14 protein-coding genes are annotated in these 13801 nt (G+C 37.5%); 12 read left to right on the plus strand and 2 right to left on the minus strand.

Annotation, left to right across the window (positions count from 1 at the left end; genetic code table 11):
• Positions 1-90 precede the first annotated feature (90 nt).
• Positions 91-936 carry an N-acetylglucosamine kinase gene (locus tag K339_RS0126050; RefSeq protein ID WP_028526230.1) on the minus strand — a complete coding sequence of 282 codons (846 nt, stop codon included), beginning with the start codon at positions 934-936 and terminating at the stop codon, positions 91-93.
• A 164-nt stretch (positions 937-1100) separates the two neighbouring features.
• Between K339_RS0126050 and lipB the strand changes: the two genes are divergently transcribed.
• The gene (gene lipB, locus K339_RS0126055) at positions 1101-1835 is read left to right on the plus strand and encodes a lipoyl(octanoyl) transferase LipB (RefSeq protein WP_028526231.1); all 735 of its coding nucleotides are present in this window, start codon (positions 1101-1103) and stop codon (positions 1833-1835) included.
• Here lipB and K339_RS0126060 read toward each other — a convergent pair.
• Positions 1816-3141, minus strand: a complete 1326-nt coding sequence (locus K339_RS0126060; protein ID WP_028526232.1) for a cytochrome P450 — start codon at positions 3139-3141, stop codon at positions 1816-1818. The genes lipB and K339_RS0126060 overlap by 20 nt on opposite strands.
• Positions 3142-3485: 344 nt before the next feature.
• Here K339_RS0126060 and K339_RS34865 point away from each other — a divergent pair, with 344 nt between their 5' ends.
• From K339_RS34865 to K339_RS0126110, 11 genes are all read left to right on the plus strand, one after another.
• The gene (locus K339_RS34865; protein WP_037301905.1) at positions 3486-4109 is read left to right on the plus strand and encodes a hypothetical protein; all 624 of its coding nucleotides are present in this window, start codon (positions 3486-3488) and stop codon (positions 4107-4109) included.
• Positions 4110-4299: 190 nt separating this feature from the next.
• Positions 4300-5916, plus strand: a complete 1617-nt coding sequence (locus tag K339_RS0126065) for a hypothetical protein (RefSeq protein ID WP_028526233.1) — start codon at positions 4300-4302, stop codon at positions 5914-5916.
• A 48-nt stretch (positions 5917-5964) separates the two neighbouring features.
• Positions 5965-6414, plus strand: coding sequence for a hypothetical protein (locus K339_RS0126070; protein WP_028526234.1), 450 nt, complete (start codon positions 5965-5967; stop codon positions 6412-6414).
• Between the two features lie 187 nt (positions 6415-6601).
• The gene (locus K339_RS36245; RefSeq protein WP_169731900.1) at positions 6602-8221 is read left to right on the plus strand and encodes an EndoU domain-containing protein; all 1620 of its coding nucleotides are present in this window, start codon (positions 6602-6604) and stop codon (positions 8219-8221) included.
• A gap of 12 nt (positions 8222-8233) precedes the next feature.
• Positions 8234-8575: a hypothetical protein gene (locus K339_RS0126080; RefSeq protein ID WP_028526235.1), complete on the plus strand. Its 342-nt coding sequence runs from the start codon at positions 8234-8236 to the stop codon at positions 8573-8575.
• Positions 8576-8686: 111 nt separating this feature from the next.
• Positions 8687-8950, plus strand: a complete 264-nt coding sequence (locus K339_RS37770) for a hypothetical protein (protein WP_028526236.1) — start codon at positions 8687-8689, stop codon at positions 8948-8950.
• Between the two features lie 19 nt (positions 8951-8969).
• A complete protein-coding gene (locus tag K339_RS0126090; RefSeq protein ID WP_028526237.1) occupies positions 8970-9257 on the plus strand; it encodes a hypothetical protein in 288 nt (95 codons plus the stop codon).
• A gap of 335 nt (positions 9258-9592) precedes the next feature.
• Complete coding sequence (locus K339_RS0126095; protein WP_028526238.1) at positions 9593-10816, plus strand: hypothetical protein; 1224 nt, start codon at positions 9593-9595, stop codon at positions 10814-10816.
• A 13-nt stretch (positions 10817-10829) separates the two neighbouring features.
• The gene (locus K339_RS0126100; protein WP_028526239.1) at positions 10830-11264 is read left to right on the plus strand and encodes a hypothetical protein; all 435 of its coding nucleotides are present in this window, start codon (positions 10830-10832) and stop codon (positions 11262-11264) included.
• Positions 11265-11467: 203 nt separating this feature from the next.
• Positions 11468-13354 (plus strand): DNA/RNA non-specific endonuclease, encoded by a 1887-nt coding sequence (locus K339_RS0126105; RefSeq protein ID WP_028526240.1) that lies wholly within the window; start codon positions 11468-11470, stop codon positions 13352-13354.
• Positions 13355-13356: 2 nt separating this feature from the next.
• A complete protein-coding gene (locus K339_RS0126110; protein WP_028526241.1) occupies positions 13357-13692 on the plus strand; it encodes a hypothetical protein in 336 nt (111 codons plus the stop codon).
• Positions 13693-13801 lie beyond the last annotated feature (109 nt).

Raw genomic sequence — 13801 nt, forward strand, 5'->3', positions numbered from 1 at the left:
GTTCAATTTGGCCATTTGAAAATGTGATAATTTGAAAATTTAATTTCGTAAACTTTAATTTTCAAATTATCACCTTCATGAATTTTCAAATTATCCTTTTTCCTTGTGGTAAAGGGTTAGTCCAGCGATGGGAGTTTCCATGATGTGCCCGATGGTCATGCCTTTGTCGGCGGCGGCGCGGCGTAGAATGTCGTTGTAATAAAAAGCGACCGAACCCACGAAGTGAATTTTGTGCTGGTTGTAATTGGGTAGCTTGGCGACGTACTTGTCCAAAAACTCGCCGAAGGCATCATAGACCAATTGATAAGCAAAGGGGTGGTTTCGATTGTCAAAAAGAAATTTGGAAAAACTGGCGAAATAGCGGTTGGGAAACGGTTTTTTGTAGGCATTTTCCAATACGATTTCGCGGGTAAGTCCATAACGTTTGGCAAATTTTTCGGCCAAGTCGGTCGGCATTTCTTTGTGTAAAAAGGCTAAAACGGCTTTCTTGCCTAAATGGCCGCCGCTACCTTCATCGCCGAGCCAAAAGCCGAACGAAGGAATTTTGTCAGCGATGTTTTCGCCGTCGTATAAGCAATTGTTGGAACCCGTTCCCAATATACAAGCAATCCCCGCTTGGTGTCCACAAAGGCCACGGGCAGCCCCCAACATATCGCTATCGACTTCAATGAGGTGCGCGCTTGGAAAAACGGCCTGTAAGCCTCGACGAACGATGGCGCAAGGTTCTTCGCCCGCGCAGCCTGTGCCATAAAAGTAGATTTCGGTTACTTCGCCAACGATTGAAGGCAAAAGGTTTTGTCGAAGTTCGTTGGCAATAGAATCGGAATCTTGGAAATAGGGATTGAGGCCAATGGTTTTTGCCTGTTGGACATTTTTTTCGTTGTCGATAATTCGCCAGTCCGTTTTGGTCGAACCGCTGTCGGCAATTAATATCATTCGGAGCTACGTTAGTGATGAAATGGAGGCTACAATAACGGCAGCAAAATTGGCTAATTCGTCGTCACGAACCAACTCTTTGAAAAAAATGTAATAAAGGAAAACCTATAAGGTTTGAAAAATCGACGAGTATGAAACCTTATAGGTTTAAAAGACGTAGCCCCATGAATACGATTCAAAATAAAAAAGTACGTTTTGAGGACTTAGGAATGATTGATTACCAAGCAGCTTGGGATTACCAAGAAAAACTGCTTGCCGAAACGGTGTCTATCAAAACACAAAACCGCAAGTTATCAGTCGAAGAACAGCTAACGACGGCGAATCATTTGTTGTTTTGCCAGCACCCGCACGTATATACATTAGGTAAAAGCGGTCACCAAGAAAATTTATTGATGAACGACGAACAACTGAACGCAGCGGGAGCGCAATTTTATAAAATAAACAGGGGAGGAGACATCACGTACCACGGGCCTGGGCAACTCGTCGGGTATCCTATTTTGGACTTGGAAAATTTCTTTACCGACATTCACAAATACATGCGAATCTTGGAAGAAGCCATCATTTTGACGTGCGCCGATTATGGACTTTCGGCAGGGAGAATCGACGGCTTGACGGGAGTTTGGTTGGGGCACGAAGATGGACAAAATCCCCGTAAAATTTGCGCGATGGGTGTCAAATGCAGCCGCTGGGTGACCATGCACGGCTTTGCTTTTAACGTCAATACCGATTTGAACTTTTTTGGGAATATTATTCCCTGTGGTATTAGCGACAAAGCAGTCACTTCTTTGCAGCAGGAGCTTGGTCGAGAGTTGATGATGAGTGAAGTAGCGGAGAAATTAAAAGGGCATTTGGTAAGATTGTTTGAGATGGAGTTGGAGCTTATTTCACCCAAACTTTGATGCCATTCATGGGCTTGAGCGTAATCAGTGGAAACATTTTGGGGTTGTGGGTGTTATCGGGTACGAACGTGAATCGCTTGAGTAAGGATGCCAAAATCAGTTGCATTTCGATGAGGGCAAATTGCTGACCAATACAAATGCGTGGCCCTGCGCCAAAGGGTAAGTATGCAAATTTAGGGCGATTTTTGACGTTTTCTGGGGTAAAATGGGAGGGATCAAAGGAAAGCGGATTGTGCCAAAATTCAGGGTTACGGTGAAGCTCGTACATGGGTAAAAATACAATGGTGCCCTTCCGAATTTCAAAACCTTCAATCACATCATCAGCGGTGGCTTCGCGGGCAACAGCCCAAGCGGGCGGAAATAACCGCAAGCCTTCTTCAACCACTTGACGAGTATAAGTGAGTTGCAACAGTTGTTCCCAAGTCGGGACAGTATCAAAAATGGCACATTCTTCCCTGATTTTTTGAACCATCTCTGGGTGTTTTGATAGCTCCAACAACAACCAATTGAGGCCGTTGGCAGAAGTTTCATGCCCTGCGGCAAACATCGTAATCGCTTCATCCCGAACTTGTTGGTCATTCATTTGCTGACCCGTTTCTTCGTCGGTACAGTCGAGAAGCATTTGTAAAAGGTCATCTTGCGGCTGACCCGAAGCGCGTCGTTTTTCAATTATATCAAAAATGAGGCGATTAAAATAGCTCAAATCGGCTCTAAAACGGCGATTGGCGCCGTTGATTGCCATCCAAGGCTTGAGAAAAGGCTTTCGAATATTGGCAATGATAAATTCTTGGGTACGATTGATTTGCTGATAAATCGTTGCTTTATCTTCGTTAGTAATGGTGGTAAACAAGGTTCTGAGTGCAATGTCAGCAGTGATGGCCATCATTTTTTCGTCGAGGTCGATGGCTGATTGGTTTCGGTTCGTTTCAAAATCTTTGACAAACTGAGCGGTTAATTCTGTCATAATTTGGTACAACCCTAGCATTCGTTCACGGTGAAAAACGGGTTGAATGAGCCGTCGTTGACGCAGCCAAAAATCCCCTTCGCTTGTGAGTAATCCCTTCCCTAGTACCTTGCTCAATTCGGTAAAAGCACTTCCTTTGGCATATCCACGGTGGTTTTGCTGGAGAACATGCCTAAAAAAAGCAGGGTCACGAGAAAAGACAATATCCCGAAACAAGTGTAATCGAAAGGTGTTTCCACAAGTCGAAAATCCACTTCGAATAAAGGTCAATGGATCTTTGGCAAACCGAAGTGGAGTAGCCAGAGCAATAAAGCTGGGTTGGTAGGTAGGGACTGTGGGCATGCTTGTAAGGCAAATATTGAATGTGCCCAAATGTACTGTAGGTTTGGGAGTTTTGACAATAATGCGCTTTAAAATCTTTTAACTTAGGGCTAATTATAGTAAAGGAGCTTTTACCTTTTATAAATAAGGTGAATCTTATAAGAATATTTAAGATATACCTAAACGGCAGTTTTGTGAATTTTGGTATATCTTATTTTCTGTTAAAAAATTTATTTGTACACTGATTTAATAATTATAAATTTGCATTTGTAATTATTCGTTAAATGAATATCAAAACACTGGTTTTTTGAATTTATTTGGCAATTAAAATAAATGATTTTATACAGTTTTAACAAATGTCACAAATGAGAATTTTTTTTACTTTATTTTTCTTCGTTTTACTTAATTCAGTATTTGGACAATCATCACAAATAACACCCAATGGGGTTGTCATTCCTTCAGTAACAACTTTTCCAGTAGGTTCTTCGGGTAGCCTAGTATTTAAAGTTCCCGAAAATGCGCTATTTACGTATGATGGTACGTCGTGGAAGCAGTTACAAGTAGTTTCTCAAGAGGGGTTTTCAAGCTCTATAGGTTCATATAATAATTGTTGTACTTATCCTAATAGCCCTTCTAATGTATATCTAAATACCCCAAGTTTTCAATTAGGGAATGGGGTTTTCTCAAATAATTCATATAAAGTTGATAAAAGCGGGTTGTATCAATTTTCGGCATCATTTACGACAAGTACATTTGATTCAACCCCAACCAACTTCTTTTTAACGATTTATATTTTTAAAAATAATAACATGATTAGGCTTAACTCTTTCAATAACCAATCCTCGGCTATGAATTCTACCTCTCAGTGCTCTGATTTTATATATCTTAACTCAGGGGATATAATTCAAATGAAAATTGCGCATAATTATACAGGTGGTATGGGACCCAATCCAATTGGTTCATTTTTTAGTTTAATAAAAATGTACTAGAAAGAAAAGTTAAGCCAAACTGGTTACTTGTTATAGTGTATTTTTGGCGCCGCTTGTACATTTACATCAAAGCTACCAATGCACAAGGACAGGAAGTTTCTAAACTTACTCGCGCTGCGGGCGGTGGTTTCCAGCCCGTTACGCTAATGCTAGTTGTGAGGTGTTCTTTACCCTCAGCGGTACACCTTGTGTGGTAAGAGACTACAGCACCGCCACTTGCCAAAACATCAGCATTAATGCCCCTACCCAAGGCAACAGCCTTAGTAATTTGGCCGTAGGCGATAGCTTCAATGCTGCCGACTACACCATCACCGTGACCGAAGTAGCTCCCCCATCGGGCGGTCAGACGGGTCTGGCGGGGGGGGCTTGGAGTGGCCGTGGCTACGTAAGTGTGCTGCCGCCCATGGGTGTTACCCAAAATGTGGCCGTGACTTTCGACAACATTTCCATCAACGACTGCTACGAACTCGTTAATGGAAAAATTGAAACGGAGTATGATCCTAATAAAAGAGGGATTCTTGATTTAGGCGAAACAAAAACAAAGGATGTACTGGGAGAGGTAAGCGATTTACTAAGTCAATACAATGGGACTCAAAAAGAAAAAAATGAGATAGACAAGTTAATGGAAGAATTTAAATCTTCAATTGAAAAGAACCTTTCTATCTCAGAAGAAAATAAACAGTTAGCATTGCAAAAATATAATGAAGCCCTTACTTTGTGGACAACATTGAAAAATTGTAGCAATGCAGCCCCTAACCTTAGAAAATCAGTTGAATCAACTGAAGTTTGTCCTAATCCATCAGCAATCAGCGAAAAACTGTCTGAAAGTAACTTGTATATTCCTACAATTGAGGATTGGATGGAAAATTATGCCCCGGTATCCCCTGCTTGGCAAACAGATGGCCATTATGGCACAGTGTACTTAATTTGTTTAATGCTGGGAATAGAGGATGCAAAAAAAATTGCCGAAGCAGCAGAGTTTCCTGACAATGAACTAACCACAAATACTGCTATTTTAAAGACAACATGGTGGGATCCAGATTATCAGCGTTCAATGCATGCTCTTACATATGGTTTCCATAGTGATGAAGAATTTAAAACTTGTTTAGAAATTATAAATACAGACAAATCAAATCTTTCTCAGTTAGGACTACTAATACACAAATATGGTGACACTTATTCCCATGTTGATTTAAGATATAGACTTCAAAAATCACATTTACAAAGGCTATATGGTAAATTGCTTGAAACATCAATACCCATAGTTGATGATATTGGCAATGTTCTTAACTATAAAGTTAAGTTAGATAGAACTTTTGAACATGAATATGTGGATGGAAGAAATGTTGGAGAAACTCCAGATTTAATAAGGACGGACGTGGATTTTTACCTGAAATATGTTCATAATCTTTCTGAGATACTTTCAGTACTTTTTAATAAAGACATAAAAAAGATGGATTATCATCTTTTTAGTAGATTGGCTAATTATGCGTTAAAACAAAAAGTTTCATTAATGGGGATTATACATTATGAAATAGCAAGATTAGAAAGCAAAAATAGCTTCATTTTACCTTATCCTATATTTAAATCAAATGTAATGGCATTTGGACATCAACCTATAGCGTTAAAAGCCCTACAAACTGAAAGAGATAGATATGATAAATGGGTAGAGAATACAAAACGTTATATTGAAATAGACAGGCAACAAACAAACTTACGTTTAATTAGGAGGACAGTTTTAGAAACGATAGACCCTAAAGGTGATATAACCATTGAACATTCTTATGAAGCTAAATTTGAATGGTAAATAGAGTCAAATAAACTTCAATCGCATATTAATTAAAATTTTAACACAATGAATCTTAGATTTTTTCTTAAGGAAGTGTTTTACAATACTTTATATTTTGTTTTAATTAGTTTAACTACAAACTTACTTGGACTACAAATATTAGTCAAAGGAATTGGTTCTATTATGTTTATGCAAATTTATTTTGCCTTAATTGTGCCTCTAATTATATATCATTTCTTTACAGTTGTTTCAATATTTTTATTAAAAAATTTTAGTTCTAAGAGGGGAATATTTTGGATAAATATTTTCATATTTTGTATATTACCTATTATATATATATTAGCAAATAACAATATATACATAAATAATAATTTAGACGACCCCATTTTAATTGATATCGATAAACGATTAGAACAAAATATGGCTTATACAATTTTACTCTTAACATCTATTGGTTTATTAATTACCTACTTGGTGCGTTATAATCATTGGATTAAAATTATAGAAAAACATTAAAACTATTCTTAGAAAGCTATATTGACTCAGTTGTGAGTTAATATATTTGGAACACTGCGTATCCAAAATAAATAGCAGTTTGTAACTGCTATACCGTTCATTGATATTTTGAGAAACACGAAAGTGTGAATCGAGCCTAAGCAAAGGCTACGTAAGTGTGCTGCTGCCCATGGGTGTTACCCAAAACGTGGCCGTGACTTTCGACAACATTGCCATCAACGACTGCTACGAACTCGTTAATGGCAAAATTGAACTCGTCGTTGACCCTAATAAGCAACTTCTTGATGTCGATGATGCTTGGGAAGGAATGCAAGATTTATTGGCTCAAACCGAGGCTCGCATTGAAACTGCCCAAACCTCCATTGATAAAATTTTAGCCCTGAATAAAAACGCGACAGCAAACAAACAGGCCATACTCGACGAATTGGCCAAACTCAAACCCACTATTGATTCCCTTTTGGCTGATGATTGTCGTACTCAAGCCTTTAAAGACTCTATTTTAAGAGAGTACAATGAGATGGTTGCTTATGCCCAGTCCCGTAATGCACGACTGGCCGCCACCAATGCCGACAACCCTATCACAAAATACCTCACTTCGTGGGCTGAAAGGTTGCTTACCCCTGTTTTGATGTGCGTGATTGATAAGTCTAACTTTCCTCAACTTATCAATTTAATTGTTCAGGAAACAGAGTATAAAAAATCTCTTTTACGGGTCAACTCAGCTGGTGTAACGGGAGATACCAAGTGCAATTTGCTCTTTGTAGAAGGCTTTGTCCATCAATTCTTTGGCAACCTAGATGCCATTGGCCTTTCAGAAGCTATTGCAAAAGTCGGAGTGGACAAATTAAAAGGCTTTTTAGAATACATTAAAAATTGCTCTAATTCCTCTGTTACAGGGCAAAGCTACTTTGAAAACTGCTTATTGAATGAGCCTCTTCTGATTAAACCTACGGTTGATGCTTTTCAAATGACGAAAGGACTCTACGACGTTGTCAGTACATCGGTTGGAGAAGCCTATAGTTGTACCTGTTGGGATCAAAACGGTGCTGTTGCCTCCGTAGAATGTGCCCATATTAGGGGGCAGATAACAGGATTTGTAGCCTCTGCTGTTTTGGAAGAAATATTGACAGGAGGTGCCGCTTCTACCTGGTTGGCAGTAAGAGCCGCAAGTATTGCTAAAAAATCTATCCGAAAAGTAGAAGCTTTGGTTGTAAATGGAAAAACGATTCTAACCAAAACCAACCTCAAAACGGCTGATTTTAGAAAATGGATAAATAACAAATCTGTTGATTTAACGGAAGTTGTTAAAAAAGCTTTGGGAAAAGGTAAATTTGTAGCAGAAATTACCCAAGAAACTATTGACGAAATTTTCAAAGGAAAAATTTCAAAAATCCCGCCCTCAGAGGGACAAACACAACCTAGTTTCAAAGCAATAGGAGTCCATCATAAGTTAGCTATATCAAATAGAACGGCTGGTTTTGTAGAAGGGGATGTAAGAATAAGTAACATAACACCTATCGATGCTAATGGTATTTATCAAGCTAAAGTTGAAATATATCATCCAGATCTGATTCCTATCAATGGCACAGGCTGGAAAGTAAAATATAACCAAGGAGGAAAATCTACTTTTTTTCCAGATAAATGGAGTCAAAACAAAGTACTTGAAGAAATTTCATATGCTTTTAATAGAAAATCTCTTCTAACAGGTAATAAATATAAAAGCTATACATCCAATGGTATTGAATTGCATTTTTATTTAGATTCATCTGGTAATATAAGTACTGTCTTTCCAATTTATAAACCTTAAATTTCATATTATATGAGCTTTGAAATAAAACTAACTAAGAAAAAATTCGATACAGATTGGGGTTTTTTCATGGAGACTAGTGATTCTTACAAGGGATTAGGAGAACTTTTTTGGGATTATACAGATGTAAAAGATATCGAAATCCTTAAAATTGGTATTGAACAAACAATATTTGGAAAATGGGAAGATCCCTTGCCAATGGAATTTGGCAGTGGCATAACAAGTGTCTTTGTTCACGCTGAAAAATCCTATATACACAATTATGATGGAGAGTTTCTAAAAATACCTACGGAGAAATTATTGCTATTTTTAAATATTTGGCTAAATTTTATCAAACTTTCTCAATCTATATAGTCACAGGATTTCAACTTAAAGGAAGTTCGTAAGGTTATTTAAACCCATAGTCTGTGTCTTCTCAGAACTAATATAAGAATGGGATTTTATGAAAAATAATACATTGTTTGATTGCTGGGGGTTGAAGGCAAACTTAGTGGGCAAGCACAGAATATTCTTAGGCAAGCAAGATTAGGCCAAATACAAATAGAGAAATTTGATTCTTTTAATCATCAGAGATCTGAAATGCTTATAAAACAAGGAACAACAACTGTTGACTACAAAATTATCACAGAAGCTGAAATTAGAATTTTAGCAGAAAGACAATTTGATGCAGCACAAGTACCTATGGATCTTAGAAAGGCTTATTATTTAGAATGGAACAACTATAGGTAAAAACTAACTAAATTTTAATATGAATACTAATAATATACCCCAAAAATTACATATTTTAATTCCATTTGCTTCAAAATGTGGCATAGAAGATGATGGTATTAGGGACTCAATGATTTTTAATTGTTCCATAGAAGAATTAAAAGAAATCGTAGAGTCTCTTAATGACGAAAACCTTAAAATTATTAATAATTGGTTAGGAGGTGCAGAAGCTTTTTCACCCCCTTATTCTAATGAATATATAACATTTACCTGTTATATTATGGCATTTGAATATGCCAAAGCAAGGTTAGAGAATTTAGATAAATAGATAACTCACTAGATAAAGTTCCCCTATTCATGCTGAATTATGCCGAACAAAACGACTGGAAGTTTATCTTGTAAGTTAGGCGGTTTAGGTTCTAAAAATAATTTCAAGCTGTGAGATTCTCCTCTGTTATGAGAAGAAGTGAATAACATTATGTACTAAAAATAAACAGGTAGTTTGTGTCTATCTAATCAAAATTTAATATAACTCTCGTTCATTGACATTTTGAGAAACACGAAAGTGTGAGTTAAGCCCAAGGGTTTTGCTTGTAAGAGAGGCTGCTCCAACAAAAAAGTAGCCTCTCAACAGGCCGTGGCTACGTAAGCGTGCTGTTGCCCATGGGCGTTACCCAAAACGTGGCCGTGACTTTTGACAACATTGCCATCAACGACTGCTACGAACTCGCTAATGGAAAAATTGAACTCGTCGTTGACCCTAATAAGCAACTTCTTGATGTCGATGATGCTTTAGGTATAATAGACGATTTGAAATACAAGGCGCAAGCCTTATTAGATGCCAAAGCCATTGGAGATACTACTCAATATAATGCTATTTTGAAGGATATTGAAAAAGACAAAGTAAAATTAAGTAGTAGTAATACCATAAATGATGAAACAAAGGACTTTGTGGTTAATAATATTAACGATTTACTTCTTTGTGAAAGGCAGACTAATAGTAATACAAATAAACGGATAGGAGCTATCAACTGTGATGCTGTAGTAAAAAACTTTATCCCCAATGAGTATTTAGAAGAACCTATCATTGATGAGAGCGTACAGTTAGGTCTAAAAGAATATGTAGCTGACAGTGAACATTGGGAAGATTTAACGCCAGAAAAGATGAGAGATTTGTGCCTTGATGCTGGGGTTAAAGCAAAAGTTCTTCAAAACCCTAAGACAGCTCCTTATGTAAATGAACTTTTCCCTGTAAGAATCGGTGTAATATTTGAGAATGCGGTTTTAAAATCATTAGATAGACCTAAAAATGGAGCATCTTATCCTGTTCAAAACCCAAATCTTAACCCTAAATCAGTAATACCCGATGCTATTGCTGAATCAGGTACTATACAAGAAAAAATGGTTAGTGAAAAAAAAACAAGGGTATATTATTGGTGGCCAAATGGCGTATTTATAGATGCAAAATTTACATTAAGGGCTGAAAAAATGATATATTTCAAAGGGAATAATCCAAAAAATGAAGATCAAATTGAGGGTTTTTTAAATGTACTAATGAAAGAAAATAATGCCTTTTATACTACAAGTTGGTTAGGCACTTTATTTGGAATAGGAACACCTATTAAAAAAAGTGCTACAGAAGCAAACGCTTCTTATTTAGTGATAGTAACCCCAGTAGGTGTAAATTTAGAGGATAAAATTCTAAGAGAAGCTGGTAGTAGAAATATTGCTGTACTACAATCTGATTGTCAATATTTTAAAAAAGGAAAGGATGTTTACTTGAAAGTTTCTACTTCCACACTTAAAAATGATGCATATTTGAGGAACAAAGTACGATTAATAGGTACTTATGCAGGAGGAGCGTCTTTAATAGATTTTAGTAAATAAAACACTAATAGTTATGTCAGGGAATCACATTTTAAAAAACTTAAACCCTTACGGTATTAAGTTTCCAAATTATATTGATGAAATTATTGATGATTTAACTCAAAAATTTCAATTTAATAAAACCGAATTAGACATGTCTACAGATAGCTTGTCTCTTTTTGATGTATATTTTATTGAAAAAAAGCCAATTATTGATGAAAAGTATATCAATGACATTATTTTAGGATTAGTTGCCTATACAGGACAATCATATATCTATAGAAATGGTGGTCATTGGAAAATGAAATTGAACGATGATGGTAAGACATGGATTCCTATTGTTGTCTCAAAATATGGGTACGAAAACGAAGACTATATTGCATATTTATATAGTACATTAATAGAAGATGAGTACCCAAGTATTTATGCAGCTTCAATATTTCAAGAAAAACCTAATACATATGAGTGATATTTGTCCAAATATATTTCCTCAGTTGTGCGTGGTGTTCTTTGGACACTGAGTACCTAAAATAAATAGCATATACCGTTCATTGACATTTTGATAAACACGAAAGTGTGAATCGAACCCAAGAATTTTGCTTGTAAGAGAGGCTACTCCAACAAAAAAGTAGCCTCTCAGCAGGCCGTGGCTACGTAAGCGTGCTGCTGCCCATGGGTGTTACCCAAAACGTGGCCGTGACTTTCGACAACATTGCCATCAACGACTGCTACGAGCTCGTTAATGGTAAAATTGAACTCGTCGTTGACCCTAATAAGCAACTTCTTGATGTCGATGCGTTGGTGGATGCCGTAAAAGAACTGCTGCCGAATGTTAAACTTTTTGCCCAAAATTATAAAGGAACGGCCGAAGACATTGAAAGTGCTAAGTACCTAAAACAACAATTGGAGGCGGCCAAAGCAGCTTTACTCACTAATGACTCCTACGACACAGCCGATAAAAACCTCATCCAACAAGGCTATGACCAGCAATTGGCAGGGCTCACTTACCTCATTGAAAACGGAGGAAGCTGTTCTGCACCGATTGACAGCACTACCAACCTTGCAGGCGGGCGTTTGGCGGCTTTTGACGCTACTTATGCCGATGTTTGTACGGCACGAAATGCAACCATTCAAGGGGCAAAAAAGGCAGAAGAAGGTATATTCTCTGCCATTTGGAAGGTTCTCCAGCGATGTCAATCCACTAATTTTGCACCTCACAATGGCGGCCTTGTCCCCAAATGCCTCTGGGACAACAACCTCGGAACAGCTTACCTCTCTGACCCTGCTTTTATCGCAGGCTTTATTGACGGGGCTTATCTGACAGTTTCAGACTTATTCCAAACCGCCGTAAGTGCCTCCGAATGTGCTATTTGCTTTAATCCTACTGGCCCAGGATTTTACAGCGCTAAGTGTCAAGATGTTCGGAGTAAAACAATTGAGTTTTTTGAATTTTTCCGAACGTTAGCTACCGACGGTCAGCTTCGAGACAAAGTATGGGGCGATCTCAAACAACAAGCCGCTGAGTACTTAGACCAAACTATTTGCGTACAGGAGCCTATTTGCCGTTACAACCAAGGTAAATTGATGTTCGACATCGCTTCGATGTTTGTGGGCATTGGCGAAGTAAGTGGTGTGGTAAAAACGGGACTCAAAGCACAAGGGCTTATAAAAGTAGTGCAAGCCATTGAGAAAGTAGAAAGCAAGTTAAAAACGATACATCGTACTATAAACGGCATCAAATGGAAAATAGTTAAGTTGAGTACCAACACGAAAGTTTATAAGATTGCTTCTGCGACAGGCATTGAAATTGGGGAGTTTTCTCAAGGGCTTTTACGTAATTTGCGTTGGAAAACAGGCAGTGGCTGGATACAATCCAAAGTACTGTATGGCGTCGATTACATCAACTCAACTGGATATAAGGTAAAAAATGGTGTACTAAAACTTTACAAACGTACCAACTGTCGCCTCTCTGCCGATGCCGCCGATGATGCTTGTGATTGGGCTGTGGAGGGAGTGGTAGCTGGTATAAAAGAGTTTTTTGAGAAAGGAGCGACAAAAAAAGGCAGATCAAATCGAAATATAAAAATTGATAAACCACGAAGTGCAACAGACTTACTTGAAACCAATGCTAAGTATAATGTTGATGGGTATTTGTTTGAAACTGATGCTGATGGTCGGGTGAAAAAAGTCTCAGGTGATTTACAGTTAAATAGTGACAGAGAACGAGAATTAAGCTACCAAGACCAGATTCAATTTCAAGATAAACAAGGAGGTGACGATGGAGGACATTTGATAGGCAATCAATTTTATGGTCCTAATGAAGCTGTTAATATTGTACCTATGCGATATGACCTTAATCAAAGACGTAAAACAGATGGAGCATGGTATAATATGGAAGCCCAATGGGCAAAAGCTCTAAAAGGCGAAGCACCCTACACAACACCTCAAAAAGTAAATGTTGAGATTACAATAAAATATGGGGTAGATAGAAGACCTGTTGGTTTTGTTGTAAAGTACAAAATTAACAATAGTGAATTCACTCAAAACTTTATAAACTAAACATGGAATACAAGCAAGAAATTATCAACAAACTCAACACCCTTAATTTAGGGTTAGAAGGCTATGGTGCCTGTCATCAAATTGAGTATTATACAATAGAAAAAGGTTCAGGTATTAAAGGGTATATTTTTGGCCAAAATATGGACTCAATAAGATATATCAGTTATGACCCAGATTTTAGTTGGGATTTACATATGCTACTTTATGAATGGCAAAGTGAAACTTCTGAGAATAACAAATGGAATAAAGCAACTTTTAAGCTATATAACAATGGAAATATAGAAGTAAAAATATGGTGGGATGAGGATTTTCAAAAACAGTTATATCCGAATGGGTAACTGCCCCAATTGTGCCCAGTTGTGCGTAGTGTTCGATAGAACACTGCGTACTAAGAATAGATGGCAGTTTTTAACTGCCCGACCAACTTGGAATATCAACCAAATAACC

Origin of the sequence: Runella limosa DSM 17973 (assembly GCF_000482465.1) — a bacterium.
GTDB lineage: Bacteria > Bacteroidota > Bacteroidia > Cytophagales > Spirosomataceae > Runella > Runella limosa.

Bases quoted from the DNA above. Each gene is read 5' to 3' on its own strand.
- lipB (WP_028526231.1), top strand. From the start codon at position 1,101: ATGAATACGATTCAAAATAAAAAAGTACGTTTTGAGGACTTAGGAATG.
- K339_RS0126095 (WP_028526238.1), top strand. From the start codon at position 9,593: ATGGGCGTTACCCAAAACGTGGCCGTGACTTTTGACAACATTGCCATC.
- K339_RS0126070 (WP_028526234.1), top strand. From the start codon at position 5,965: ATGAATCTTAGATTTTTTCTTAAGGAAGTGTTTTACAATACTTTATAT.
- K339_RS0126050 (WP_028526230.1), bottom strand. From the start codon at position 936: ATGATATTAATTGCCGACAGCGGTTCGACCAAAACGGACTGGCGAATT.
- K339_RS0126105 (WP_028526240.1), top strand. From the start codon at position 11,468: ATGGGTGTTACCCAAAACGTGGCCGTGACTTTCGACAACATTGCCATC.
- K339_RS0126060 (WP_028526232.1), bottom strand. From the start codon at position 3,141: ATGCCCACAGTCCCTACCTACCAACCCAGCTTTATTGCTCTGGCTACT.
- K339_RS34865 (WP_037301905.1), top strand. From the start codon at position 3,486: ATGAGAATTTTTTTTACTTTATTTTTCTTCGTTTTACTTAATTCAGTA.
- K339_RS0126080 (WP_028526235.1), top strand. From the start codon at position 8,234: ATGAGCTTTGAAATAAAACTAACTAAGAAAAAATTCGATACAGATTGG.
- K339_RS0126100 (WP_028526239.1), top strand. From the start codon at position 10,830: ATGTCAGGGAATCACATTTTAAAAAACTTAAACCCTTACGGTATTAAG.
- K339_RS0126110 (WP_028526241.1), top strand. From the start codon at position 13,357: ATGGAATACAAGCAAGAAATTATCAACAAACTCAACACCCTTAATTTA.
- K339_RS0126090 (WP_028526237.1), top strand. From the start codon at position 8,970: ATGAATACTAATAATATACCCCAAAAATTACATATTTTAATTCCATTT.